The 23,095-nt window shown below is 62.1% G+C and carries 27 protein-coding genes; 21 read left to right on the top strand and 6 right to left on the bottom strand.

Annotated elements, in window-relative coordinates; translation table 11 throughout:
- The first annotated feature begins 19 nt into the window (after positions 1–19).
- Together BN2476_RS13230 and BN2476_RS13225 are read left to right on the top strand one after the other, a co-directional pair.
- Positions 20–370: a RidA family protein gene (locus tag BN2476_RS13230; protein ID WP_087734631.1), complete on the top strand. Its 351-nt coding sequence runs from the start codon at positions 20–22 to the stop codon at positions 368–370.
- Positions 371–416: 46 nt separating this feature from the next.
- A complete protein-coding gene (locus BN2476_RS13225; RefSeq protein ID WP_143810957.1) occupies positions 417–1,754 on the top strand; it encodes a hypothetical protein in 1,338 nt (445 codons plus the stop codon).
- A 56-nt stretch (positions 1,755–1,810) separates the two neighbouring features.
- Here the strand turns inward: BN2476_RS13225 and BN2476_RS13220 are convergent, their stop codons facing one another.
- Positions 1,811–2,791, bottom strand: a complete 981-nt coding sequence (locus BN2476_RS13220) for a LysR substrate-binding domain-containing protein (RefSeq protein WP_087734629.1) — start codon at positions 2,789–2,791, stop codon at positions 1,811–1,813.
- A gap of 301 nt (positions 2,792–3,092) precedes the next feature.
- Here BN2476_RS13220 and BN2476_RS13215 point away from each other — a divergent pair, with 301 nt between their 5' ends.
- The 17 genes from BN2476_RS13215 to BN2476_RS13140 are packed head-to-tail and all read left to right on the top strand — an operon-like array spanning position 3,093 to position 18,132.
- A complete protein-coding gene (locus BN2476_RS13215; protein ID WP_087734628.1) occupies positions 3,093–3,932 on the top strand; it encodes an alpha/beta fold hydrolase in 840 nt (279 codons plus the stop codon).
- A 21-nt stretch (positions 3,933–3,953) separates the two neighbouring features.
- Positions 3,954–4,928 carry a DODA-type extradiol aromatic ring-opening family dioxygenase gene (locus BN2476_RS13210; protein ID WP_087734627.1) on the top strand — a complete coding sequence of 325 codons (975 nt, stop codon included), beginning with the start codon at positions 3,954–3,956 and terminating at the stop codon, positions 4,926–4,928.
- Between the two features lie 47 nt (positions 4,929–4,975).
- Positions 4,976–6,277 carry an aromatic ring-hydroxylating oxygenase subunit alpha gene (locus tag BN2476_RS13205; protein WP_087734626.1) on the top strand — a complete coding sequence of 434 codons (1,302 nt, stop codon included), beginning with the start codon at positions 4,976–4,978 and terminating at the stop codon, positions 6,275–6,277.
- Positions 6,278–6,292: 15 nt separating this feature from the next.
- Positions 6,293–6,808: an aromatic-ring-hydroxylating dioxygenase subunit beta gene (locus BN2476_RS13200; RefSeq protein ID WP_087734625.1), complete on the top strand. Its 516-nt coding sequence runs from the start codon at positions 6,293–6,295 to the stop codon at positions 6,806–6,808.
- A gap of 9 nt (positions 6,809–6,817) precedes the next feature.
- Complete coding sequence (locus BN2476_RS13195) at positions 6,818–8,089, top strand: ABC transporter ATP-binding protein (protein ID WP_087734624.1); 1,272 nt, start codon at positions 6,818–6,820, stop codon at positions 8,087–8,089.
- Positions 8,082–8,945, top strand: a complete 864-nt coding sequence (locus BN2476_RS13190; RefSeq protein ID WP_087734623.1) for an ABC transporter permease — start codon at positions 8,082–8,084, stop codon at positions 8,943–8,945. The genes BN2476_RS13195 and BN2476_RS13190 overlap by 8 nt, the downstream gene beginning before the upstream one ends.
- Positions 8,942–9,823, top strand: a complete 882-nt coding sequence (locus BN2476_RS13185) for an ABC transporter permease (protein ID WP_087734622.1) — start codon at positions 8,942–8,944, stop codon at positions 9,821–9,823. Before BN2476_RS13190 ends, BN2476_RS13185 begins: the two co-directional genes overlap by 4 nt.
- A gap of 51 nt (positions 9,824–9,874) precedes the next feature.
- Complete coding sequence (locus tag BN2476_RS13180) at positions 9,875–10,966, top strand: extracellular solute-binding protein (RefSeq protein ID WP_087734621.1); 1,092 nt, start codon at positions 9,875–9,877, stop codon at positions 10,964–10,966.
- Positions 10,942–11,658, top strand: a complete 717-nt coding sequence (locus tag BN2476_RS13175) for a GntR family transcriptional regulator (protein ID WP_160111708.1) — start codon at positions 10,942–10,944, stop codon at positions 11,656–11,658. Before BN2476_RS13180 ends, BN2476_RS13175 begins: the two co-directional genes overlap by 25 nt.
- Before the next feature lie 49 nt (positions 11,659–11,707).
- Complete coding sequence (locus BN2476_RS13170; protein WP_087734619.1) at positions 11,708–12,127, top strand: RidA family protein; 420 nt, start codon at positions 11,708–11,710, stop codon at positions 12,125–12,127.
- Positions 12,128–12,161: 34 nt separating this feature from the next.
- Entirely contained in the window at positions 12,162–13,040 is an 879-nt protein-coding gene (locus BN2476_RS13165; protein ID WP_087734618.1) for a fumarylacetoacetate hydrolase family protein, read from the top strand.
- A gap of 11 nt (positions 13,041–13,051) precedes the next feature.
- On the top strand, positions 13,052–13,213 hold the full coding sequence (locus tag BN2476_RS46455; protein ID WP_160111707.1) for a hypothetical protein: 162 nt from the start codon (positions 13,052–13,054) through the stop codon (positions 13,211–13,213).
- 19 nt (positions 13,214–13,232) lie between these two features.
- Positions 13,233–14,084 carry an alpha/beta fold hydrolase gene (locus BN2476_RS13160; protein WP_087734617.1) on the top strand — a complete coding sequence of 284 codons (852 nt, stop codon included), beginning with the start codon at positions 13,233–13,235 and terminating at the stop codon, positions 14,082–14,084.
- A 27-nt stretch (positions 14,085–14,111) separates the two neighbouring features.
- Positions 14,112–15,458 carry an aromatic ring-hydroxylating oxygenase subunit alpha gene (locus BN2476_RS13155; RefSeq protein ID WP_087734616.1) on the top strand — a complete coding sequence of 449 codons (1,347 nt, stop codon included), beginning with the start codon at positions 14,112–14,114 and terminating at the stop codon, positions 15,456–15,458.
- Positions 15,458–16,000: an aromatic-ring-hydroxylating dioxygenase subunit beta gene (locus BN2476_RS13150; protein WP_087734615.1), complete on the top strand. Its 543-nt coding sequence runs from the start codon at positions 15,458–15,460 to the stop codon at positions 15,998–16,000. Before BN2476_RS13155 ends, BN2476_RS13150 begins: the two co-directional genes overlap by 1 nt.
- Positions 16,001–16,019: 19 nt before the next feature.
- Entirely contained in the window at positions 16,020–16,970 is a 951-nt protein-coding gene (locus BN2476_RS13145; protein ID WP_087734614.1) for a VOC family protein, read from the top strand.
- Between the two features lie 55 nt (positions 16,971–17,025).
- Positions 17,026–18,132, top strand: a complete 1,107-nt coding sequence (locus BN2476_RS13140) for an extracellular solute-binding protein (RefSeq protein WP_160111706.1) — start codon at positions 17,026–17,028, stop codon at positions 18,130–18,132.
- 111 nt (positions 18,133–18,243) lie between these two features.
- Here the strand turns inward: BN2476_RS13140 and BN2476_RS13135 are convergent, their stop codons facing one another.
- The 3 genes from BN2476_RS13135 to BN2476_RS13125 all read right to left on the bottom strand — a co-directional run bounded on the left by BN2476_RS13135 (position 18,244) and on the right by BN2476_RS13125 (position 20,364).
- A complete protein-coding gene (locus BN2476_RS13135) occupies positions 18,244–18,936 on the bottom strand; it encodes a CBS domain-containing protein (RefSeq protein ID WP_087734612.1) in 693 nt (230 codons plus the stop codon).
- Positions 18,937–19,135: 199 nt separating this feature from the next.
- On the bottom strand, positions 19,136–19,885 hold the full coding sequence (locus tag BN2476_RS13130; RefSeq protein ID WP_087734611.1) for an LrgB family protein: 750 nt from the start codon (positions 19,883–19,885) through the stop codon (positions 19,136–19,138).
- A gap of 38 nt (positions 19,886–19,923) precedes the next feature.
- A complete protein-coding gene (locus BN2476_RS13125; RefSeq protein WP_160111705.1) occupies positions 19,924–20,364 on the bottom strand; it encodes a CidA/LrgA family protein in 441 nt (146 codons plus the stop codon).
- On the opposite strand from BN2476_RS13125, the gene BN2476_RS46450 reads away from it, so the two are divergent.
- Positions 20,363–20,575 carry a hypothetical protein gene (locus tag BN2476_RS46450; protein WP_160111704.1) on the top strand — a complete coding sequence of 71 codons (213 nt, stop codon included), beginning with the start codon at positions 20,363–20,365 and terminating at the stop codon, positions 20,573–20,575. The two genes, BN2476_RS13125 and BN2476_RS46450, sit on opposite strands and share 2 nt — an antisense overlap.
- Positions 20,576–20,699: 124 nt before the next feature.
- Here BN2476_RS46450 and BN2476_RS13120 read toward each other — a convergent pair whose 3' ends face one another.
- Positions 20,700–20,960, bottom strand: a complete 261-nt coding sequence (locus BN2476_RS13120) for a DUF4148 domain-containing protein (protein ID WP_160111703.1) — start codon at positions 20,958–20,960, stop codon at positions 20,700–20,702.
- A gap of 157 nt (positions 20,961–21,117) precedes the next feature.
- Entirely contained in the window at positions 21,118–21,468 is a 351-nt protein-coding gene (locus BN2476_RS13115; protein ID WP_087734608.1) for a hypothetical protein, read from the bottom strand.
- 102 nt (positions 21,469–21,570) lie between these two features.
- Here BN2476_RS13115 and BN2476_RS13110 point away from each other — a divergent pair, with 102 nt between their 5' ends.
- Positions 21,571–22,962, top strand: a complete 1,392-nt coding sequence (locus tag BN2476_RS13110) for a DUF2252 domain-containing protein (protein ID WP_235850809.1) — start codon at positions 21,571–21,573, stop codon at positions 22,960–22,962.
- Positions 22,963–23,095: the final 133 nt, after the last annotated feature.

The raw sequence follows: 23,095 nt of genomic DNA, 5'->3' as shown, positions 1-23,095 counted from the left end.
CATCACGAGGAACACGCCAATGAACGACATCGTGCGCATCGACCAGAATGCGCGACGCAGCCGCGCGCTGATTCACAACGGCATTCTATACATCTCGGGTCAGGTGCCCGACGACCGCACGGGCGACGTGGCGGCTCAGACGCGCCAGGTCCTGGCGAAGATCGACGGGCTGTTGGCCGAAGCGGGCACGTCGAAGGAGCGCTTGCTCAGCGCGCAGATCTGGCTCAAGACCATGGACGACTTCGCCGCGATGAACGCCGTGTGGGACGCGTGGGTCGTCGCCGGAAAAACGCCGACGCGCTGCTGCGGCAAGGTGGAATTGAACGATCCTCAGTGCCGCGTGGAGATCGTTGCGTTGGCCGCCTGCTGATGGATCGAGCGGTTCATGGTGTTGTTCTCACGGGGAGATCGAAGCGATGGGCGTCAGCACAGTTGGGAAAGCATGGTTGATGGTGTCATTGATGACGGGCGCGGCACATGCATTCGCCTGGAATCTGCCTGCGGACAAAAGCACGGTGCCGGAAAAGGAAGTCGAGGAGATTCTTGCAGGTCGCGACTTTCCAGAAACGAGCGGCTTCACGAAGCGCCTCGAGTATGTGGACTACAAGTCGAACGGTGTGACGTTCACGCAAGTCGTGATGCGCCTCGATCCCGACAAGCCGCTGCTGCACGACGGCCGCAAGGTCGTGCTTGCAGCCACCGAAGAAGGCAGCTCCAGCGCCAACGGTTTCATCGTGACCGACGAGGGAAAGGAAGGCATCGGAGTCTGGCTCGCGAAGCGGGGCGTCACCTTCATCGCGCTGAACAGGATTGGCCGCTGGAATTTCCTAGCTCCTGATCGGACGGGAAGCTGGGAATCGATCCCGCTCAACGAGCGGATGCCGATCTTCTCGCAGCATCAGACGTCCTATTGGTCGAAGGACGACTTCACGATGCAGCCCGCCGGCAAGACATCGAGTTCCAGCGGAAGCGAATACGTCCGCTTTCCGAAGCCGGGGACCGAGCTCTACAAGGAGATCGTTGCGGCCACACCCGTTGCGATGGTCGATGGACTGGAGGCCGGTCTGCGCAAGGTGTTGCCGGATAGCGAGCGCAAGCATGCGCTTCTGCTGTACTGGGGCTTTTCCACGGGCGGCGCGCTCATGTGGCCGCTGGCCGAAAGAATCAGACCCGATGGCTACCTCAACTGGGGGTCGTCGCCGCCTGGCGTCGCGTACTACTACGGATCGACCGTCGGGGGCCGGTGGGACTGGCCGTACGAGAAATCGGCGCTTCGAGTGAGGGGGCGCGGGCGGGCGGACTTCGAGTTCTACAACACGCACGCCGATCCGCAAGACAAGGACGCGCGCTGGCAACGCGATCTCAGAGAGCCGCGTTTCAAGGCGGTCGAAGATGCCGTGATGTTCTACAACGCCGGCTCGCTCGCCGAAGATGCGATGCGCCTTTACTCCGCGGATTTCTTGCCCGCGGAACAGAAGAAGGCGGGCTTCAACAAGATCCTCACCGACATCATGGCGACATCGATGCCGGGGCCCGCGTTGCACGGACTGCCTGTATGGGACATGAACGGCACGCTCGATGAAGTGTATTCGCCTCAGGCCATGGAGGCCGCACGCGTGATGATGCAGCCTTATGTCGGGAAGCATGTTCTGATCCGCGTCGAAGGGCTGAACCACAGCATCGTCAACCGTCAGGTGAGGGTGATCGGTCCGATCTGGCTTCGCGCGATCGAGAACGGGTATTTCGACAGCTAACAGCGTCGACGATGAGCAGCGTCCAGCGTCGCAGCACAGCCGGCTCGCCAGGCCGGCTAGACGCGCTCGAGCGCGCGCGCATGCTCTTCACGTTCGGCACCCGCTTCGGCGAGAGCCCAATCGCGGAATGCCATAACCGCTTCGCGTCGCGCCATGTTCTCGTTTGAAACCAGGTAGTAGCTCGAACTCAGCGGCATCTCGAACGGAAACGGCTTGACGAGCTTGCCGTTCTGCAACGACTCACGCGCGAGAGCCGGCGTGCTGACGGTGATGCCGAGTCCGTCGACGGCCGCTTCGAGCGCGAGTATCGAATGGGAAAAGTGCGGTCCGGATGTCGTATCGATGTCGTTGACCTGCTGCGCCTGCAGCCATGTGTCCCAATACGACTGCTGGTCATACATGATGCCGCGGTCGTCGTGCAGCAACTGATGCTGGCCGAGTGTTTCGAGCGCGAGAGGCAGGGTCGTATCCAGCAGCCGGGGCGAGCACAGCGCGGTAATGGTGAGTGGAAAAAGCTGCGTGACCGCAAAGCCCGGATAGTTGCCCGAACCGAACGCAACGACCACGTCGAGTTCGTCGCACCATGCCTGCAGCGAATCCGTCGGCACGGGACGCACGCCGCCCAGCGAGCGGTACGCGAACTCACGCGTGCGTGTCGACACGCGAATATCGATGCCCGGGTAGTGGATCGCAAAACGGTGCAGGCGCGGCATCAGCCATCGCATCGCGAATGACGGCGGGGCCAGCACGGTCAATACATCGCCGTTGCTCACATTACCGATCAGATCGATCGCCTCCTTGAGCTTGCCGAAGCCTTCCTGCAGGCACGGCAGCGCCACTTCGCCCGCGCTAGTCAGTTCGAGGCCGCCCGGCAGACGGCGAAACAGCTTGGTTCCGAGCGTCTCTTCGAGGTTCTGGATCTGATGGCTGACGGCCGTCGGCGTCACGTTCAGTTCCTGAGCCGCGCGCTTGAAGCTCAACAGTCGCGCAGCGACTTCAAATGTCTTGAGTGCGGTCAGAGGAAGCGGTCGACTCATAACGGAGGTGAATTTTTCTCAGTCGGTGGGTGAAAAATGATCGGGTGACGACACTTTAATGTGTCAATAACCTAGCGCCAGCAGATGCGATTTTGAATCCAAAAAACGCTGCACGCACGTGGAGACGATGCGCCTGGGGTTTGCACTGAGCCGCCTTCAGCATGCGCCGGTCGCGCCACGCGGGAGTGCGCCGCGTGCATGACGCCTTCGTCACTGCTTCAAAGTCGGTCGAACCGCTGTAGACAATATTCAGTTTTATCGGAGAAGTATTGCACGTTCAACCAGAACCGCTGGAGCGCCCATGCTCGAGGACTTGCCGTTCGAATTCGAAGGCCATGCAGTGGCCGGCTACACGGGTGGACGAATGGGCCGGATGCCGCTGCTATTGATGCACGGCCTCGGTCCCGGCGCGTCTATCGCCAGCGCGTTTCAAGCGGTGTTGCCGTTTCTCACCAGGCACTTTCATGTCTTCGCGATGGACTGGATCGGCTTCGGCCGCTCCGCGCGCAAGCAGAGTGAACCGTACTTCGATTTCTCCTTCTGGGTGCGCCAGGCGCGCGCGTTGATCGAGCGGATGCCGACGGGACCCGTCGCCGTGTTCGGCCATTCGATGTCGGGCGCGGTGTCGTTGCGCCTTGCCGCAAGCGAGCCGCGCGTGGCGGCCGTCATGACGACGGGATCGGTCGGCACGCGTTTTCCCGTGAATGCACATTTGCAGCGGCTGTGGACCTATCCGCGCTCGCTCGACGATTTGCGCGTCAGCATGCGAAGCCTCATGTACGACGCGACGGGACTCGACGACGAACTGCTCGCGAAGCGCTGGGCGGTACTGGCCGACGGTGACTACGGCGATTACTTCACGCGCATGTTCGATCCTTCGCAGGCGCTCGCCGACACCTGGGAGATTTCCGCCGAAGAACTCGCGCGTATCAAGGTGCCCTACACCTTCGTGCATGGCCGCGACGATCTGGCATGTCCCGCAGAAGAAACGTCGATGCGGCTCGCCCAGCACATTCTGCACAGCGACCTCGCGCTCATTGCCCGCTGCGGGCATGCGCCATCGGTCGAGCATCCGCAAAAAATCTGCGCACTGGTGCGAAGCGCGTTCAGCAGCGTCGTGCAGTTCGAGCGCGAGATCTGAGCGCATCAAGGGAGGAGTTCGATGTCCGAGCTGGTTGCCGCTATCAGCATGTCGCACGCGCCGGGAATGCTCGGCTGGCCCGATCATCCGCCCGTCGAGATGCAGCGCGACATGCAGCGCGCCGTCGACGAAATCGCCTCATATCTGGAAGCCGCGAGGCCCGATCTGATCGTCGCGATCCTCGACGATCATTTCGAGAACCTTTATCGCAACCTGATGCCCGTGTTCGCGATCGGCGTGGCGGAACAGCATGTCGGCCCTGCCGCGTACTGGCTCGAGGCGCTGCGTCTCATGCGCCAGACGGTGTTCGGCGGCGCGCCGCGCGAAGCCGAGTGGCTGTTGCGCGAGATGGTCGGGCGCGGCTTCGACGTGGCGCGCATGGGCGAGATCGAATACGGCAACAACCTGATGGTCCCGATCCAGTTCATCCGCCCCGAAGCCGACATCCCGATCGTGCCCGTATTCGTCAACGTGTTCAGCGCGCCCGTGGCGACGACGCGGCGAGCCTATGCATTCGGCGAAGCATTGCGTGAAGCGATTGCCGCAATGCCCGGAAACCGGCGCGTCGCTGTGCTGGCAACGGGCGGGTTGTCGCACTGGCCGCCTTTCTGGCGCGACCGTCCGGAAGATCAGCAAGGCTTTCTGACGCGCATGAAGCGATTTCAGACGGAAGGCCGCGCCGTGCTCGCGACCGACCCCAACCTGATGACCGACCTCGGCGCCTACGAGATCGAGATGGCGCGCACGAGCAAGGTGCCGCTCGTCAACGAACGCTGGGATCGGGCGATCCTCGATGCCTACGCGCGCGGCGACGTCGGTTTCATCACGGGGCTCACGAACGACGAGATCGAATCGCAGGGCGGCCACGGCGGCCTGGAAATTCTCAACTGGACCGTGACGATGGGCGCAGCGGGCGGACGACGGGCGCGCGTGCTGGGCTATCAGCCCTGCGTCGAATGGATCTGCGGCATGGGCTTTCTCGTCTACGACTTCTGACTGGCAAGCAAACCGGAGAGCGCGCGATGGCGCGTGAGGGAACAAGGATGAGCTACGACAACGACTATCTGCGCTCGCTGGTGCGCGACGACCGCGTGCACGGCAGCATCTATACGGACCCGATGATCTTCGAGATCGAGATGGAGAAGATCTTCGGGCGTGTCTGGGTGTTCGTCGGACACGAAAGCCAGGTGCCGAATCCCGGCGACTACTTCTGTACCGACATCGCGCGCATGCCTGTCGTGATGACGCGCGGCATGAACGGCGCGATCAACGTGATCTTCAACCGCTGCAGTCATCGCGGAGCGAAAGTGGTGAACAGCGAATCGGGCAACGCGAAGGTGCTCGTGTGCATGTATCACGGCTGGGGCTTCGGACTCGACGGCGAACTGAAGGGCGTGCCGTTGCACAAGGACTTTCCGGAACAGTGCCTGGATCGCAGGGAAGCGGGCATGGGTGCGCTGCCGCGCGTCGAGAACTATCGCGGGTTCGTGTTCGCGAGCCTGAATCCCGAGGTCGGGCCGCTGGCCGATTATCTGGGCGAAGCGGCACGCGGCATCGACGAGATCGTCGATCGCTCGCCGGACGGCGCGATCGAGCTCTCGGCAGGCTGCCATCGTTACGTGTACGACGGCAACTGGAAACTGCAGATGGACAATCTCGCCGACATGTACCACCCGGTGGCCTGCCACATGTCCACCGTCGACGAAGACGGTCTGCAGTTCAAGCGCCGGCCCGGCGAGGCGGGCGGCCGCGCCGCGTTCCTTGGCGCCGACGGCGAACCCGTCGCGATCAAGACGGGCGTGCGCGGCTTCGCCAACGGACACAGCTCCGAAGCGAGCCTGTTCGGCGATACGCAGGGCGGCGCCGAAACGCATCAACGCGGCGGCGTGATCGACGAATACCGCGCAAGCCTGATCGCCCTGCATGGCCAGCAGAAAACCGACGACATCCTGAAGAACCGCCGTCACAGCATGACGCTGTTTCCGAACCTGGACATCCTGATGGTGCAGACGGCCGTGCGGGTCGTGATCCCGATCGCGTGGAACCGCACCGAAGTACGCGTATACCCGGTTCGTCTGAAAGGCGCACCCGAAGAATTGAACAAGCAGATCATCCAGTTCTGCAACATCACGCACTCGGCGGCCTCGTTCATCCAGACCGACGATCTCGAAGCGTTCCGGCGTCAGCAGGAGGGGCTTGCCGCACCCGGGCCCGAATGGGTGCTCGTCGCGCGCGGCTACGGCGATGAGATCGACGAAGGCAATGGGGTGTTCTTCGGCCCGCGCGCGAGCGAAGTGGGACAACGCATGCGTCACTATGCGTGGCGCGATCTGATGACTGCATAAGCGCAAGGAGCCAGTATGCCGACTCACATCACCGAAGCGCCCGCCATCGACGCGGCCTTGTCGCAGCGACTGATCCGTTTCGTCGAACACGAGGCTCGCCTGCTCGATGCGCGTGAATTCCGCGCGTGGCATGCGCTGTTTGGCGCCGACGGCTGCTACTGGGTGCCTGCGTCGCAAGCCCACACGGACCCGACCCGTTACGTATCGTTGTTCTACGACGAACCGGTGGCGCTTCAGACCCGCGTCCAGCGGCTGCTGCACCCTGAGATCCATAGCCAGATTCCCGCCTCGGCGACCGTGCGCGTGATCGGCAACTTCTGGGTAGAGCCAACGGATGAATTCGGCGCGGACTACCGCGTGCAGAGCAAGTTCGTCATGCTCGAGGATCGTGCTGCGACGGCACGCCACGTCTACGGAGGCACCTACACGCACTTCCTCAAACGCGATGGCGACGGGTGGCGCATTCGCATGAAGCGCGTCGACCTGACCAATTGCGATCACGCATTCACGACGCTAACGCAGCCCTTCTGAGGTCAGCCCATGTTCAAGCCACTGTTCCTGAAAACTGCCTGGCGTGCTGTGAGCGCAAGTGCCGGCGCAGTCGGGCCTGTAGGGCTGAGTAGCGGCGCGGCGCAGCGGGCGGGCGATGCGGCGGGGGCCGCCAGCGTCGCGGGCAATGCGCTCACTGTGCAGGATCTCGTGATTGGGTACGGTGGCAAGCCTGTCGTCAACGGCGTGAACTTCACGATCGGACACGGCGAGTTCGTTACGCTGCTCGGACCCTCGGGCTCCGGCAAGACGAGCGTGCTGCGCGCGGTGGCGGGTTACGTGCAGCCTGAAGCGGGCGACATCCGCATCGGCGCGCGCAGCATGATCGGCGTATCGCCCAGGCTGCGCAACTGCGGGATGGTGTTCCAGAGCTATGCGCTGTTTCCGCACATGACGCTCTTTCAGAACATCGCGTACGGCCTGAAGACGCGCGGTGTCGCGCAGGCCGAGTTGCAGGAGCGGGTTGCGGAGATCGTCGACGCGATGCACCTCGGCGGCTTCGAAGGGCGCTATCCACATGAAATGAGCGGGGGGCAGCAGCAGCGCGTCGCACTGGCTCGCGCACTCGTCGTGCGGCCCGACCTGCTGCTGATGGACGAACCGCTCGCTGCGCTGGACTTGCGCTTGCGCGAACAGATGCAGGTGGAGATTCGCCGCATCCAGCAGCAGTTCAACATCAGCACGCTCTATATCACGCACGATCAGGGCGAGGCCTTCACGATGTCGGACCGCATCATGGTGATGAACCGCGGCGACATCGTGTCGAGCGACCGGCCGCGTCAGGTCTATCTCGCGCCGAACTGCAGCTTCACGGCGCGCTTCGTGGGCAGCAGTTCGCTAATGGAGATTCCGCTCGACGAAGCACGCGCACAGTCGATCGCCCTGCCGGGACAGGCTGCGCGTTTCGCGCTGGATCGGCCGCTCCCGGCGGAGGTCGGCCATCTGTTCGTTTCCTTGCGGCCTGAGGTCGTGCAGGTGCGCGCCGACGCGGCGCCCGGCTGGAGCGAAGGCGTCGTGGTCTCGAGGCGCTTCGCCGGCATGAGCCTCATGGTGTCGATCCGCGCCGGCAAGCACGAAGTACTGGCTGTGGACCCGAGCGGCGAGATGGTCCCCGATCAGCCCGTGTGGATTCGCTGGGCGCTTGCCGAAGCGCACGTGATCGCCGAAAACACAGGCGGGCTTCCGTGCAAAGGCGTGCCACTGCGTCTGGTGCCGCTCGAATGCGGCGTCGAGCCGAACCGACAGGGAGCCGGCCATGCATAGCAAGCGCTGGCGTTACGGCATCGCCCCACTGATCGTCGCGTATCTGATCTTCTTTGTGTTCCCGCAGTTCACGTTTCTCGTGGTGAGCGTGTTTCGCTCGACAGGGCCGGGCAGCTTCGACAGCGCAGTGACGTTCGCGAATTATGCCGCGATTGCCAGCGACGGCTATTTCACGCGTGCGATCGTCAATACGCTGGAACTGAGCGCGCTGACGGGCGCCGCGAGCGTCGTCCTCGCGTTTCCGGTTGCCTATGCGATCGCACATTCGCCGCGCCTCGGGCGACCCCTGTTCGCGCTGGTGGTCGGCGTGATGTTCAGCAGCGCAGTGGCGCTTGCGCTTGGCTGGCAGACGCTGCTCGGTTCGAACGGAGCGTTCAACCGCGTGCTGCTCGGACTCGGCGTCATCGCGTCGCCGCTGCCGCTGGGTTCGAATTTCGCTGCCATCGCAGTCGGTACGATTCATGGCGCCGTCCCCGTCGCCGTGCTGGGATTGCTGCCCGCCTGCGAAGCCATACCGGCGCGCCAGCTCGAAGCGTCGACAGGTTTGGGCGCTTCGCAGTGGCGCACCTTTTGGTCGGTGATCGTGCCGCAGACGTATCGCAGCGCATTGTCGATCGCGCTCATCGTCTTTGCGACCACCACGTCGATCTTTACGACGCCCGCGTTGCTCGGCGGCGGACGCGTCGCACTGGTGTCGCTCGCGATTCGCGACCAGTTGCTGACGGTGTTCGACTATCCGCGCTCGGCGGCGCTATCGGCCGTGCTGATCGTGCTCACACTCGCCGTCACGGCGCTCGCCCGGCTGGTGATCCGCTCACGTCGCGCCAAACCCACACTTGCAGGAGCCGCATCGTGAGCACCGCGCCGCGTCTGCATCCGCTCTCGCGTGAACGCGTGCCGTTCAGGGTCGGCACGCTATCGCGCGCCGGCGATTTCGCGTGCCGCTGGGGCGTGCGCGTGCTCCTCGCCGCGACCGTGCTCTTTCTGATTGCGCCGCTCGTCTCCGTGATCGGCACGGCGTTCAACGCGCCGCCGCTCATCATGTTCCCGCCGCAGCATTGGAGCCTGGAATCGTTCCGGCAGATTCCGGACATCTGGTATCAGGCGTTCTACACCAGTATCGAGGTCGCGCTTGCCGCTGCGCTGATCGGCTCGCTGATCGCCGTGCCGGCGTCATTCGCGCTGGTGCGCGGCGCATTGCCCGGACGCGGCGTGTTCGAGGCGCTGTTTCGCAGCCCGTTGCAGGTGCCGCAAATCGTGTTGTCGGTCGGCATGTACCAGTACTACGCGGAGCTGTCGGCGTGGAACGAGCATCTGTCGATCGGCGGCTTCACCGGCCTCGTGATCGCGCACACGATACTCGTTGCGCCTTATATCGTCGGCACGACGCTCGCGCGCATCGCCGCGATTGACCCGGCGCTCGAAGAAGCGTCGACCGGACTCGGCGCATCGTCCCTGAAGACGTTCCGTTCGGTGACGCTGCCGCTGGTGCGGCCCGCGCTCACCGCGAGTTTCATTCTTGCGTTCGTCGTGTCGTTCGACAACGTGACGCTGTCGCTTTTCCTGTCGGCCGATTCGACAAGCTCGACCTTGCCCGTCACGTTGTTCTCGGCCATCGAACTATCGGCGTCACCCGTCATTTTCGCCGCGGCTGCGTTGACGGTCGCGCTCTCGGTCGCCGTCACGTTCGTGCTCGGCCGCGTGATCGGCATTCGCGCCGTCGCAACCCGTTAGTGCACTTATGCGTCATCTCAACCACATTCGCTGATTCGGAGAGTTTGCCAAATGTCCAGAGCAAGACGCCGGTTGTATTTGATGCTCACCTGCGCGTTTGCCGCCGGCGCCGCGCACGCCCAGGAGTTCAAGGGAATGACGTTGACCGTGCTCGGCGTGAACTCCGATCTGAACCAGATATACATGCAAACGTACGGCGCGCAATTCGAGAAAGAGACAGGGGCGAAGCTGGTGATCGCAACCGGTTCGTCGAACGACAATCTGTCGAAGGCGCTGGTCGCGAAGAACCGCACGCCGAGCTTCCAGGTGATCGCGCTGGAAGACCTCGCGCTCGCGCAGGCGATCAAGGCCGGTGCGGTGCAAAAGCTCGATTACACGCAGATGCCGCGTTCGAAGGACCTTGCCAAAGGCGCCGTGCCGGTGGCGGGCTACGGGCCAAGCTTCGACTTCTTCCGCTTCGGCACCTGCATCAACGTCGCGCAGTACAAGGCGCACAACATCAAGATTCCGACGGGCGTGGATGGCTGGTTCGACCCGGCCGTCGCGGGCCATACGATCCTGCCGACGCCGTCGAACTTCTGGTGGGCCACGGGCATGCAGGCGCTCGCCGAAAGCGACAAGCTGCCGCTTGCCGGGCCAAAGCCGCTTTTCACCCGGCTGCAGGCCATGAAGCCGACCAGCCTCTACACCGCGTCGGGCGACGCGCAGGCACAACTTCAATCCGGCGCCGCGTGGCTCGCGCCCACTTCGGACGGCCGCTGCTACGCGATGAAACTCGCAGGCCAGCCGGTCGAGTTCGTACCGCTGAATCTGCAGATCGACGGCAAGACCTATGGCTGGGCTTTCGGCGTCGATACGTGGCAGATCCCGTCCGGTGTGAGCGGCAAGGAACTGGCGCTCGCGCACAAGTTCATCGACGCCAGCCTGACGCCGGAGGCGCAACTCGTCATAGCTCGCAAGTTCGGCTATCCGCCCACCACGAATGCCGGCCTCAAGATGGCAATGGACTTGCCCGAAGCGAAGCGGGTGAACATGTATGGAGAACATTTCTCGTTCGATCAAATGTACTCGCCCGATCCGCAAAAGCTGTTGCCGTATCTGAATCAATGGATAGCGCAATGGAACACGATGTTCGCCCGCTGAGCATGCTGAGCGATCTCGCGGAGATCACGCCAGGGCTCTTGCCTTCGGTTATCTACCGGCAGTTGCACGCGGAGATCGTGGCGGGCGTGTTGCCGTCGGGACAGCCGCTGCGCCAGGAAGAACTCGCGCGCCGTTTCAACGTGAGCCGCGTGCCGCTGCGCGAGGCGCTGACGCGGCTGGAAGCCGAAGGACTGATCGAGCAGCGGCCGCGGCGCGGCTACGCGGTCGCGGAACTCGATGCCAGCGCCATCGTAGACGTGTTCGAGTTGCGCATGGTAATCGAGCAGCACGCGGGCGCGGTGGCCGCACGCGCCCGCAACCAGACGGATATCGCGGCCGTCGGCGAACTGCTCGACCGCATGCACCGGCTCGATGCGACGCGTGCGGACTACGCGCAGCAATGGACCTCGCTCAACTATCAGTTTCATCAGCGGATCATCGCGTCGAGCCATCGGCGCACGCTCGTGAGGGTGGCCAACAATCTGCGCGATTCGGTCGAACCCTACGTGAATATCGAGGTATCGATGACGCGTTCGTTCGAATCGTCCGAGGTGGAACATCGGCAAATCTTCGAGGCTTTCAAGGCAGGCGACGCCGATGGCCTCGCCGAACTGAGCCGGCGTCACGTCGAGAGCACCTCGCGCCGCCTGCTGCAGGTTCTGCGCGAACGGGCGCTCAAGCCGCGGATGTGAGATGCGCGGCGCTTTCAACTCAACCGCTAGTACAACCGACTCTACGACCATGACGACAACCAACCTGGAATATCTGAATCCCGAATCTGCATGTCCTGCTCAAGGGCTGTACTCGCATATGACGCGGGTGAAAGCCGGCGAGATGTATTACGTCGCCGGGCAACTCGCGGTGGGCGCGGACGGCGGCGTGGTAGGCGAGGGCGATTTCGATGCGCAGTTTCGCCAGGTATTCAAGAACCTGAGCGACGTGCTCGCGGCAGTCGGCTGCGACTTCAACGACATCGCGAAATTCACGACCTATCTGGTGAGCGCCGACGACATCCCGCACTTCATGCGGCTGCGCGCCGAATATTTTCCGACGAAGTTCCGCACAAAAGCATTCGCGCCGAACACGCTGCTGATCATCAATCGCCTGGTCAAGCCGGAGTTCCGGCTCGAAGTGGAAGCGATCGTGCGCGCCCGCGACTGAACCATTACATCATCGAGGAACTGGAGAAGCACATATGAAGTTGATAACGTTTAGGCATGCAGATGGGTCGCGTGTGGGCGCGCTTGCAGGCGATCGCGTGATCGATCTGCACGACGCAGCGGGCGGTCGCGACATGAACGGGCTGATCGACGACTGGCCGCGCCTTGCCGGTGAGATTGGCGCCGCGGTGCGGGAAGCTCGCACGACGCTGCCGCTTGCCGATACGAAGCTGCTCGCGCCGCTGCCGCAACCGCGCCGCAATGTGTGGTGCGTCGGCAAGAATTATCACGACCATGCACGCGAGTTCGCCGGAAGCGGCTTCGATTCGAGTGCGGCGCAAGGCGCGGTGCCCACGGTGCCGATCGTGTTCTCGAAGCCGCCGGGCGCGGTGAGCGGACCCGGCGACGCGATCGATTCGTCGCTCGATCCGATGGCGTCGGTGGATTACGAAGCCGAGCTTGCCGTGGTCATCGGCAAGGCAGGGCGCGTGAGCGCCAGCGACGATCCGATGTCGTTCGTGTTCGGTTATACGCTCGTGAACGATGTGACATCGCGCGGACTGCAGAAACAGCATAGCCAGTGGTTGCTGGGCAAGGGCATCGACGGCTTCTGCCCGATGGGCCCGACGCTCGTCACGGCCGACGAGGTGCACGACGTCGGCTCACTGACGATTGCCTGCGAGGTGAACGGCGAGCGTCGTCAGCATGCGAGCCTGGCGGACCTGATCTTCGATATCCCGACGCTCATCCGCACGATCGGCCGCTCGATCTCGCTCGTGCCCGGCGACATCATCGCGACGGGCACGCCGGCGGGTGTCGGCCTTGGCTTCGATCCGCCGCGCTATCTGCGGGCAGGCGATTCGGTGTGCGTGATGCTTGAGCCTGTCGGCGTGCTCGAGAACCCGGTCATCTGAGCGAGTCCGCGATGCTCGAGCGCACGTTGATCGCCGCACACCTGATGACCCTCGCCGTGGGCGTCATTGAATGCGTGCGCGGCGAAAGTGGCACGGGCACGCTGCTGCTGTGCATCGCCGTGCTGATGCTGATTCTGCTGAGAGTGCAGGAGCCCGCGGACGTGGCGGAATAGGGCGGAGGAAAAGGGAGCAATGATGAAAGCACAGTTTGCCCGCATCGACGGTTTGCTGACCCGTTATTTCATTGCGGGGAGCGGCCCGCTGTTGATGCTCGTGCATCCCGTCGGCTATCCCGCCGAGATCTACGCGCGCAATATCGATGCGCTGTCGCATGCGCGCACCGTGGTCGCCCTCGATCTGCCCGGCCAGGGCTTTTCTGAAGCGCCGGCGCAATGGCGCCCCGCGCCGCAGGTCGCGATGGCGCGTCATGTGAGCGCGCTCGCGTCGCATCTCGGTTTCGAGCGCTTCTCCATTCTCGGCAGTTCGCTCGGTGGAATCGTTGCCGCGCTGGTCGCATTGCACGAGCCCGCGCGGGTCGAACGCCTCGTGCTGATCGGCACGGGTTCGGTCTTCAACGAGCCGTCGGGACAACCTGCCGTCCTGCAACGCGTGTATGCGAACGGTTCGCGCGTCTACGCCGATCCGTCGATCGACACGCTGCGCTCGCGCATCGCCAATACGTGCTTCGCCGCGCCGGCGGCGGACGACATCCTGCTCGCGCATCTGAGCGCGTATGCGCTGCCCGGCGCGGGCGAGGCTTACCGGCGCATCGTCGAAGGACTCAGCGACACCATCGGCGACCCGGAGTGTTCCGCCTATCCGTTTCTCGAACGTTTGACGATGCCCACGCTCATCGTGATCGGCGACGAAGATACACGGACCTCGTATGCCGCACATCGCGCCGGCGGTCTGCGCATGCGCGATGCGCAAATGCTGCGTTTTGCGCAGTGCGGGCATTTGCCGTTTCTCGAATGCGCGGATGCATTCAACCGCGCGGTGAATACCTTTCTGGATGAAGGCGCGGTCGGCGAACGCATCGCATAGCCGCGTCGTAAGCGATCGGAGGACAACATGCAACAGGTAGTGAAGCTCGAACGTCCGCGCAGCACGACAGACGCGCGGACCACGATCGACGATCTCGTGCAAGACGACCGTGTACGCGCAAAGGTCTATACGGACGAAGCGATTTTCGATCTGGAGATGGAACGGGTGTTTGGCCGTGCGTGGATCTTCATGGCGCACGAAAGTCAGATTCCGCGAGCGGGCGATTTTGTGACGTCGGCGATCGGCAGGCAGCCGGTGATTGTCGTGCGTGCGGCGGATGGCTCGATCAACGTGCTGTACAACCGCTGTCCGCATCGCGGCGCGATCGTATGCCGGGAATCGGAGGGCAACACGCATCGCTTCGCTTGCCCCTATCACGGCTGGAACTTTCGCATCGACGGCGAGCTGTCGGGCATTCCGTTTCGCAACGCTTACGACGACGCATTTCTCGAAGGGGAGAATCTGTCGCTTGCGCGCGTGGCCCGCGTCGAGAACTATCGCGGTTTCGTATTTGCAAGCGCTGCCGAAAGCGGTCCTTCTCTGGTCGACTATATCGGACCGCTCAAGGACGGCATCGACAATCTGCTCGACCGCTCGCCCACGGGTGAAGTATTCGTCTCGGCTGGCGTGCACCGGTATCGCTACAAGGGCAACTGGAAAATGCAGCTGGAAAACGGCCTCGATGAATATCATCCGCCGTTCTCACATGCATCGACGGTGCGTCCGGGCGGACAGCAATTGCAGCGCGCCTACGCAGCGAAAACCGGCTACAAGGTGCTGAGCGACAAGGACCCGAATCAGGCTGACGCGAAATCGCACTACGATCACGGCGAAGTGCACGGCGCGCGTTACGGCCAGGCTTTTCTGACGATTCCGGACGCCACGCGGCGCAGCGAACTCGAAGTACCGGAATATCGTCAGGCGCTCATCGATCGTCATGGCGAGCAGAAGGCGCTCGACATCATCGCCAACAGCAACATGAGCAATGCGGTGTTCTATCCGAGCCTGATCGTGCGCGTAAGCGGCAACATGCACATTCGCGTGGTCCGCCCGATTGCCGTCGACGAAACCGAGGTGCTCGTGTGGCCGATGCAGGTGAAGGGCGTCCCCGATCAGGTCAACAAGGGGATCGTGCGCTATGCCAACGTTCACGTGTCCGTCAGCTCCTTCGTGCAGACCGACGATCTCGAGATCTTCGAGCGCGTCTTCGAGGGATTGCAGGCCGGCAAGCCGGACTGGGTCATGCTCGCGCGCGGCTACGGGCGCGAGTGGGAGGGGCCGTATCCCGACGAAAAAGTCGGTTACGCGACGTGGGAGACGGGGATGCGTGCGCAGTTCAGATACTGGAAAGCATTGATGTCGGAGGCGATGTGATGCAAACCGCTCTGCCCGAACAGAATGCGCAGCACGCGCCTGCGATGCACCGTCCGAAGCTGCCCGTTCCTGCGCCCGCCGACGTCCTGGCCTTTCTGATGCTCGAAGCCGATCTGCTCGATGCGCGTGAATTCGACGCGTGGCTCGCGCTCTACACGCGCGACGCCGTGTATTGGGTGCCCGCCGAAGCAGGCGATTCCAACCCGGAGGAGCGCATCTCGCTCTTCTACGACGATCGCTCGATTCTCGAGGATCGCGTGTGGCGTCTGGGTCATCCGAAGATGTTTTCGCAGAACCCGCCCGTGCGTCAGGTACGCGTGCTGGCCACGCCCGTGCAACAGGGCGAGCCCGCGCAGGACGACCGCATCGTTACCCGAACCAAGTTCGTGCTCTTCGAGCATCGTCTGCGCGAGCAGCGCATGTTCGGCGGCGAATACGAGCACACGCTAGTCAAACAGGACGGCGAGTGGTGCATCGAGCGCAAGGTGGTGCATCTGGTGAACTGCGACACGGTGCTATGGAACATCGGCGTGCCGCTCTGACACGAATCGAGGAACGGTCATGACGATCCAATTTCATCCACGGCGGCTCGGACACGTGAACCTTTGGGTCCACGATCTGGAGCGTTCCATCCGCTTTTACGAGACTGTGTGCGGCATCGCGCTGGTGCGGCGCGAGCGCGACATCCTGATCGGCTTTCATTCGAACGGCAACACGCATCACGATGTGGGGCTGATCGAGACGTCGAAGGGCTTCGATCGCATCGGGCGCGACGGCACTGTGCAGATCCCGAAGACGCGCGGCATGCGCGTCGGGCTCAATCATCTCGGCTGGGAAATGGAGAATGAGGCGGAGCTCGTATCAGCCTACCGGCGTGCGCTGGAAGTCGGCGCGCCGCAGTACCGCACACTCGATCATCTGATTTCACACAGTGTCTATGTCTCCGATCCGGACGGGAACGTTCACGAGTTCTACGCGGACGCGATACCGGACTGGCGCGTGGTCTACAACCTCGAGCGAGACGACGAGGTCACGGCACTATGGGACCCCTTGAAGGACGAGCCGAGCGATGCGCGCAACTACGTCGCTGAGCCGCGCATTTCGAAGGTGCCGGGTGCGCGGCTCAATCCGAGCCATCTCACGGGGGCGACCATGACCACATCCAGCTTCGATGCGATGACCACGTTCTTCCTGGACGTCGCTGGGCTGGTGCTGGTCGATCGGCGCGAGGATGGCGACGCGCGCGTCGCGACGTTTGCGGGCGGTATCGGCAGGCCTGACCTGACACTCGTGCAGGTGTCCAGGGACGCCAGAAATGGTCTGCAATCGTTCACCTTCGATCTGGTCGATATCGCGGATATGGATGCGTTGCGTGATGGCTTGCAGCGTATAGCAGGGGTCGAGGCGCAAATCGAGCGCGGCACGCGAGATGCGCTCGTGCTGCACGACCCGGACGGCTTCGAGTTGCGTTTCACGAACCCAGTGAGCGAGGCGTCGGCCGCGCCGCTCTGACGCGGGCGCGCGCCTCATGCTCATGCTCATGCTTTTGCGCGAGGAGAAAAAGCTGATGAACAGAAAGAATCTGTGGCGAGGCGTGCTCGCCGCGTCGATGGCGGCGTCGGCGCTGGGAGCGGCGGGCGGCGTGGCAGCGCAGGAATATAAAGGCATGACGCTGACCGTGCTCGGTGTGAACTCGGATATCAACGCGATCTACATGAAGACCGTTGGCGAACCGTTCGAGAAACAGACGGGTGCGAAGCTGCTGATCGTGACGGGATCGTCGACTGGCAACCTGTCGAAGGCGCTCGTCGCGAAAGGCAAGACGCCTTCGTTCTCCGTGATCGCGCTGGAGAATTTGACCCAAGCCCAGGCAATTGCCGCAGGCGCCATCCAGAAGCTCGACTATTCAAGGTTGCCGAATTCCAAAGATCTTGCGCAGGGTGCGGTGCCACTGCCCGGCTACGGGCCGGCTTTCGACTTTTTCCGCTTCGGCACATGCGTGAATGTTGCGCAATACAAGGCCCATAACATTCCGTTGCCGCAAAGCGTGGACGACTGGTTCAATCCGGCCATCGCCGGCCACAACATCTTGCCCACGCCGTCGAACTTCTGGTGGTCAACGGGCATGCAGGCGATCGCCGAACACTATCGAGTGCCGCTCTCAGATCCCACGCCGCTGTTTGCAAGGCTCAAGACGATGAAGCCACTTGCCCTCTATACCGCTTCGGGCGACGCGCAGACGCAGCTTCAATCGGGCGCAGCCTGGCTTGCGCCGACATCGGACGGCCGTTGCTTCGCACTCAAGCTCGCAGGGCAGCCGGTCGACTTCTTTCCACTGAACCTGCATATTGGCAACCGCATCTATGCGTATCCCGTCGGTGTCGATTCCTGGGAAATTCCATCGGGCGTCAGCGGCAAGCAACTCGAACTGGCGCACATCTTCATCAACATGAGTCTCGATCCGTCCGCGCAGCTTCCTGTTACGCATCAATTCGGGTATCCTCCGGCCACACTCAAGGGTATTCGGATGGCTGAGGCGTTACCCGAGGCAAAACGCGCCAACATGTATGGAGACAGCTTCAGTTTCGAGCAGCTATATACGCCAGAAGCCCAGCAGTTCCTTCCTGTGATGAATCATTGGATCGCCCTCTGGAATCAGGCCTTTGCGCGGTAGTTGCCAGTCGAATATGAACGAATGCGCGAGCGGGGGCGGTCGCGCATCGCGTTTACACACTAACGATTGGCAATCTGCATGGCCGGCGATGGCCTGTCGCCGCCGACAAACCTACAGCGTTGGAATTACGCTCGGCACGTCCAGGTGATATTCCACGCGCTTGATACCGGGCACACCCTCGGCTGCAATGCGAATCGCGCGCTTTTCCTCCTCGGATTCAATGACGCCCCACAGATGCGCGACACCGTCCCTGACGAGCACACCCTGTTTCGGCAGCCCCCAGGGTTTCCCATGCATTTCCAGAACGATCGCGTCGCGCAGGCTCGCATCGTCGTGTGAAGCTGAATTAACGGCTGGCGTGACGCTCGCCAGTGCGCGGATCAGGTTAGAACGGCTCACAATGCCGACGAGCTTGCCGTCCCTGAGAACCGGCACGCGTTTGAGGTGCCGTCGCTCCATGAGGTCGGCGATCTTGTCGAGCGGCAAGTCCTCTGAAATCGAGATCACCTGGTCGCACATCACGTCGCCGACGACATGACCGTGCTCCTTCACGTACCTCGCGGCCTGCTCGCGTGGCGACGACAACAGGAGTTCGAGCCACCACTGACGCTTCCCGTGGCCGGTGCCGTTCTCCACGCGATGCAGCAGGTCCCTCTGGCTGACGATGCCGATGACCTTTCCGTCCGCGTCGACGACGGGCATCGCGCTGATACCGTTGTCGACGAACAGTCTCGCGGCGTCGTGGATCGTCATGTCTGGTGTGGCGGTAACGACGGACGTAGTCATGATGTCGAGTGCGCGCATGATCGTTCCTTCAGCGTGTCGCGTCGGGTCCCCATCTGCTGCACCCGTCGCACAGTTTCGGCAGACGCACCGGTGGCGGACCGGCCGGTGCTGAGGCGTTGGTTCAATAAGACGTGGTATCCGGTTGCGGACGCTCACTGTGACCGGAATCTTCGTACTGTTATTCCAATGACGCGTGGCCACAGATGGTCGCTTCTACTCATGTCATCAGCCGGCCCAGCATGGCGATGAGGGCAGGAAGCACAAACGGCAACACGACTGCGGATACGATTCCATTCATGGCCATGCCGAGACCCGCGAATGCACCGGCCTCCTCGCTGATCTGGAACGCCCGTGCCGTGCCTATGCCGTGCGAGGCCACGCCAATCGCGAAGCCTCGCGCGTCGTCGCGGCGAACTCCCACCAGGCCGAGCATGAGTGTGGATATCACGGCTCCCGTAATGCCAGTGGCGATCACAATCGCCGCGGTCAACGAGGGAATGCCGCCGACCCTGATTGAAATCAGCATTGCGATGGCTGCCGTGACCGATTTGGGTGCAAGCGAGACGACCGTCGTTGCCTGGCAGTGAAACAGCAATGCGATTGCGACCGCCGACAACACGGCCACGGACGATCCCGCCAGCAACCCGCACAGTAGCGGGAAACACGCACTTCGCAGTTTGTGAATCTGCCGGTACAACGGAACCGCCAGCGCGACAATCGCCGGACCCAGCAGGAAATGAATGAACTGCGCCTGTGCGAAACAGACGCGATAGTCGATGTGCGTCAGCTTCAGCACGACGATCAACATCGTCACCGCGATGGCGACGGGGTTCGCGAACGGATGATTCCGGCACCGGGCATGAAGCCAGCACGCAAACAGATATGCTCCGATCGTCAGGGCGAGCGCCGGTACGGGAGATTCGCTCAGGTACGTGCGGGCGAGCGTGGTGATTTCTGGCGTGGACATGACCGCCCCTTTGCGGATGGTATGACGCGCCGTGTCTGCTAATGCTGCGCCTTGGCGGACGGGACAGCGGAGCGCTCGACGCGCTTGCGCCTTTGCAAAAGCGCACACGTCACAATTCCGGTAACCGCGACCGAGAGGGCCGTGCTAGCGACGATCGCCAGCAGGATGGCGATCAGTTGACCGTTCAAAGCCCCTGACAGTCCGACGACACCCACACCGGCTGGGATGAACAGAAGCGACAGGTGATTCAGAAGTCCAAGCGCGGGTTTTTCCAGACGATGTCCGACTGCCGGTGCCGTCGCCAATAGGGCAGTGAGCAGCACCATGCCGATGACAGGTCCCGGAATTGGCACGTGCAGGATGCGCGCGAGCAGTTCGCCGACGCCTTGAAATGCAATTAATGTCGCGAAGGTGCATACGACGCCGACATCACCGCTTACAACTGCGTTGGGTCGCGTATTGCGCAATGAAAGATTCATGTCAGCGCTCCGCATGGTGCGCCTGCCGGACGCACCGGAGAGCGCTTTCAATGAAGAACGATCAATACGGATATCGATTTCAGTCTGGCTGCATCTGATTGCGCATCCAGGATCGTCGAACACACCGGGGCGCGCCCGGCAAGCGCTGGCTCAAAACGCGCACCGTGCTGTTCTTGCAATCAGGCGTCGATTCAGTTTTCTCGCCTTCTGACAGGACCTGGGAAAATCGAAGTGACCATGTCTGCATCGACGCCAATTTGGACATCAAGGAACCAACGCTGCGAGGGCGTGCGCACTTGTGGCACAGATTGACAGGATGTCTTTCGGATCAGGCGTCAGTTTCCTCCGCCATAGAATTCGTTAATCCGATCCAGTGTCCCATCCTGCTTTGCCCGGATCAGCTCCTGATAGACCTGGGCGCGCGTCTTGCCGGCACTCGCTCCGCTGGTGGTGCCTGCCGTCGTTCCGCCGACGGAGTCGGTTGTCATCGCGGCATTGCTGTCGGAACTCGTACTCGACGTACTGGCGTCTTCGGCGTGGACCTGCATTGCATACAGTGACAATGCTGCGACGGGAATCAGAATCATGGCTTTCATGGCGTTCTCCAGCATGGTGCATTGACATTGCCGACGCGGCACGTCGGCATTGACGACTGTATGCGTTGGTCACATACGCATGAATAAGGCACCCGTCCTAAAAAAGGCTCGGGGATTGCCCTATTAAGCGGTCTAGCTCCGTTCTATTGACTTTCAATCAACTTAATAATTTGGAATCCAGAATATATTCCGTGATGCACTTCATGTACGTGATGATGCTTTCATATTTGCTACACGCTCTCAGCAACGGGGAAGGTGGTGAAGTGATCACTTCAGTGACAATCGTCCTCTCCAGGTGGCTTGGGTCGAATTCCGGATACGGAGTTGGCCGGGCAGAAAATGCGAGCGCTGCTTGTGCGGCATCGGGGCTGGATTGAAGATAAAGGCCGAATGCGGTCGCGGACACGTCCTGATCCGAGGCGCGCATAGCGCTCGAAAGAAGGAGAATCATAGTTAGTGTCAGAAGTTCGGCGATCAACCAGACGGTGATCTGTGCCTTGAGTCGCATTCTCCTGTCGACCCTACGCAAGCGAAAGCAAAAACGCGACACGTGGAACTCAAGACTGCCGGACGCAACAAACCACTAATGGAAAATATCGTTCTTCAAGCAATGACTTCACAACAAGACATCTCAGGCCTGTTTGCAGGCCGCGGTCCGCTGGCATCGCGAGTCGATCTGGGCAAGGAAGCGCGCAGAAAGGTTTCACGAGCGAAGCTTGCAATCTGCAAGATAGAGAGGCGAGACCCGATCGCGCTGCTCGAAGCATCCAACGTGGGCCGCGTGCCGGAGCTGATTCCCATCCGTTATGGGCGCATGCTTGCGAATCCGTTCGCGTTCTATCGCGGCTCGGCGCCGCTGATGGCATTTGATCTGTCGAGATTGCCGCGCACCGATGTCGTCGTGCAACTCGGCGGCGACGCGCATCTGGCGAACTTCGGGCTGTTCGCGAGTCCCGAGCGGCGGATTCTTTTCGGACCCAACGACTTCGACGAAACATTACCGGGACCCTTCGACTGGGATGTGCGCAGACTGGCCGCTTCGTTCGTGATCGCCGCTCGCGAACGTGGATTTGCAACAGGCGACCAGCGCAATATCGTCCGTCGGTTGAGCGAGACATTCCGGCAACGGCTCGCGGAGTTCAGCAAAATGGATACGCTCGACGTCTGGTACTACCAGTTCAGGTCGACCAGTCTGCTGGCCATCGCCGATTCCGCCGAGGAAAGGAGAAAGGAACTAACAGTCATCGACAAGGCGCGGTTGCAGTCGTCGCGTTCCGTGATGAGCCATTCGACCGAACTGGTCAACGGCAAGCTGCGTATCAGGGAGTTGCCGCCGCTCGTGTATCACATCCCGCTGGAAAACAAGCGCGAGCGCAAGCAGTACGACGACATGATCCGGCGTTTCTTCGCCGACTACCGGCTGACGCTGCCCGACGACAGGCGCGCACTGTTCGACCGTTATGAACTGGTCGATGTCGCGATTCGCGTCGTCGGCATTGGTTCGGTGGGAACGCGTTGTTATGAGGCGCTCTTCATGGCCGACGGAGAAAGCCCATTATTCCTGCAACTCAAGGAGGCAAGGGCTTCCGTGCTGGAAGGCTATCTTCCCGCAAGCCAGTACCCGAATCATGGCCAGCGCGTGGTGACTGGACAGCGGCTGTTGCAGTCGGCCAGCGACATCTTTTTGGGCTGGTCCAAGATGCATCACACGGGCAATGATTTCTATGTCAGGCAGTTGCGCGACATGAAAGGCGCATTCGATTTCACCACCTTCGACGTCGAAGATCTCGCCGAGTATGCAGTGTCGTGCGGCACCGCATTGGCCCAATCGATGGCGAAAGCAGGAGACCCCGCGCTGATCAGCGGATACGTGGGCAAGTCGGCCGCGTTCGACGAAGCTATAGAGCGGTTCGCGCTGGCCTACGCGGAGCAGAACGAGGCGGACTGGACCGTGCTGAAATCAGCCGTCAAGGCGGGGCGAATTCAGGCTACGCGTGAATGAGCATTTTGAGAACGGCTCGCGCGATGTCTCGCGAAACGCAGCCATCGTTGAAATCGAAACGGATACCACGCGGAGCGGCTTGCGTTGGCGTGACCGCCGGCGGCGGATAAGCCGGCTTAGGCGGCGGGAGTGT

The sequence above is a fragment of the Paraburkholderia piptadeniae genome, assembly GCF_900007165.1.
GTDB classification, from domain to species: Bacteria; Pseudomonadota; Gammaproteobacteria; order Burkholderiales; family Burkholderiaceae; genus Paraburkholderia; species Paraburkholderia piptadeniae.
Note: the sequence above shows the minus strand (reverse complement) of the source record. Positions and strands in the feature narration are given on the sequence as shown.

Bases quoted from the DNA above. Each gene is read 5' to 3' on its own strand.
- BN2476_RS13230 (WP_087734631.1), top strand. From the start codon at position 20: ATGAACGACATCGTGCGCATCGACCAGAATGCGCGACGCAGCCGCGCG.
- BN2476_RS13225 (WP_143810957.1), top strand. From the start codon at position 417: ATGGGCGTCAGCACAGTTGGGAAAGCATGGTTGATGGTGTCATTGATG.
- BN2476_RS13220 (WP_087734629.1), bottom strand. From the start codon at position 2,791: ATGAGTCGACCGCTTCCTCTGACCGCACTCAAGACATTTGAAGTCGCT.
- BN2476_RS13215 (WP_087734628.1), top strand. From the start codon at position 3,093: ATGCTCGAGGACTTGCCGTTCGAATTCGAAGGCCATGCAGTGGCCGGC.
- BN2476_RS13210 (WP_087734627.1), top strand. From the start codon at position 3,954: ATGTCCGAGCTGGTTGCCGCTATCAGCATGTCGCACGCGCCGGGAATG.
- BN2476_RS13205 (WP_087734626.1), top strand. From the start codon at position 4,976: ATGAGCTACGACAACGACTATCTGCGCTCGCTGGTGCGCGACGACCGC.
- BN2476_RS13200 (WP_087734625.1), top strand. From the start codon at position 6,293: ATGCCGACTCACATCACCGAAGCGCCCGCCATCGACGCGGCCTTGTCG.
- BN2476_RS13195 (WP_087734624.1), top strand. From the start codon at position 6,818: ATGTTCAAGCCACTGTTCCTGAAAACTGCCTGGCGTGCTGTGAGCGCA.
- BN2476_RS13190 (WP_087734623.1), top strand. From the start codon at position 8,082: ATGCATAGCAAGCGCTGGCGTTACGGCATCGCCCCACTGATCGTCGCG.
- BN2476_RS13180 (WP_087734621.1), top strand. From the start codon at position 9,875: ATGTCCAGAGCAAGACGCCGGTTGTATTTGATGCTCACCTGCGCGTTT.
- BN2476_RS13175 (WP_160111708.1), top strand. From the start codon at position 10,942: ATGGAACACGATGTTCGCCCGCTGAGCATGCTGAGCGATCTCGCGGAG.
- BN2476_RS13170 (WP_087734619.1), top strand. From the start codon at position 11,708: ATGACGACAACCAACCTGGAATATCTGAATCCCGAATCTGCATGTCCT.
- BN2476_RS13165 (WP_087734618.1), top strand. From the start codon at position 12,162: ATGAAGTTGATAACGTTTAGGCATGCAGATGGGTCGCGTGTGGGCGCG.
- BN2476_RS46455 (WP_160111707.1), top strand. From the start codon at position 13,052: ATGCTCGAGCGCACGTTGATCGCCGCACACCTGATGACCCTCGCCGTG.
- BN2476_RS13160 (WP_087734617.1), top strand. From the start codon at position 13,233: ATGATGAAAGCACAGTTTGCCCGCATCGACGGTTTGCTGACCCGTTAT.
- BN2476_RS13155 (WP_087734616.1), top strand. From the start codon at position 14,112: ATGCAACAGGTAGTGAAGCTCGAACGTCCGCGCAGCACGACAGACGCG.
- BN2476_RS13150 (WP_087734615.1), top strand. From the start codon at position 15,458: ATGCAAACCGCTCTGCCCGAACAGAATGCGCAGCACGCGCCTGCGATG.
- BN2476_RS13145 (WP_087734614.1), top strand. From the start codon at position 16,020: ATGACGATCCAATTTCATCCACGGCGGCTCGGACACGTGAACCTTTGG.
- BN2476_RS13140 (WP_160111706.1), top strand. From the start codon at position 17,026: ATGAACAGAAAGAATCTGTGGCGAGGCGTGCTCGCCGCGTCGATGGCG.
- BN2476_RS13135 (WP_087734612.1), bottom strand. From the start codon at position 18,936: ATGCGCGCACTCGACATCATGACTACGTCCGTCGTTACCGCCACACCA.
- BN2476_RS13130 (WP_087734611.1), bottom strand. From the start codon at position 19,885: ATGTCCACGCCAGAAATCACCACGCTCGCCCGCACGTACCTGAGCGAA.
- BN2476_RS46450 (WP_160111704.1), top strand. From the start codon at position 20,363: ATGTCAGCGCTCCGCATGGTGCGCCTGCCGGACGCACCGGAGAGCGCT.
- BN2476_RS13125 (WP_160111705.1), bottom strand. From the start codon at position 20,364: ATGAATCTTTCATTGCGCAATACGCGACCCAACGCAGTTGTAAGCGGT.
- BN2476_RS13120 (WP_160111703.1), bottom strand. From the start codon at position 20,960: ATGAAAGCCATGATTCTGATTCCCGTCGCAGCATTGTCACTGTATGCA.
- BN2476_RS13115 (WP_087734608.1), bottom strand. From the start codon at position 21,468: ATGCGACTCAAGGCACAGATCACCGTCTGGTTGATCGCCGAACTTCTG.
- BN2476_RS13110 (WP_235850809.1), top strand. From the start codon at position 21,571: ATGACTTCACAACAAGACATCTCAGGCCTGTTTGCAGGCCGCGGTCCG.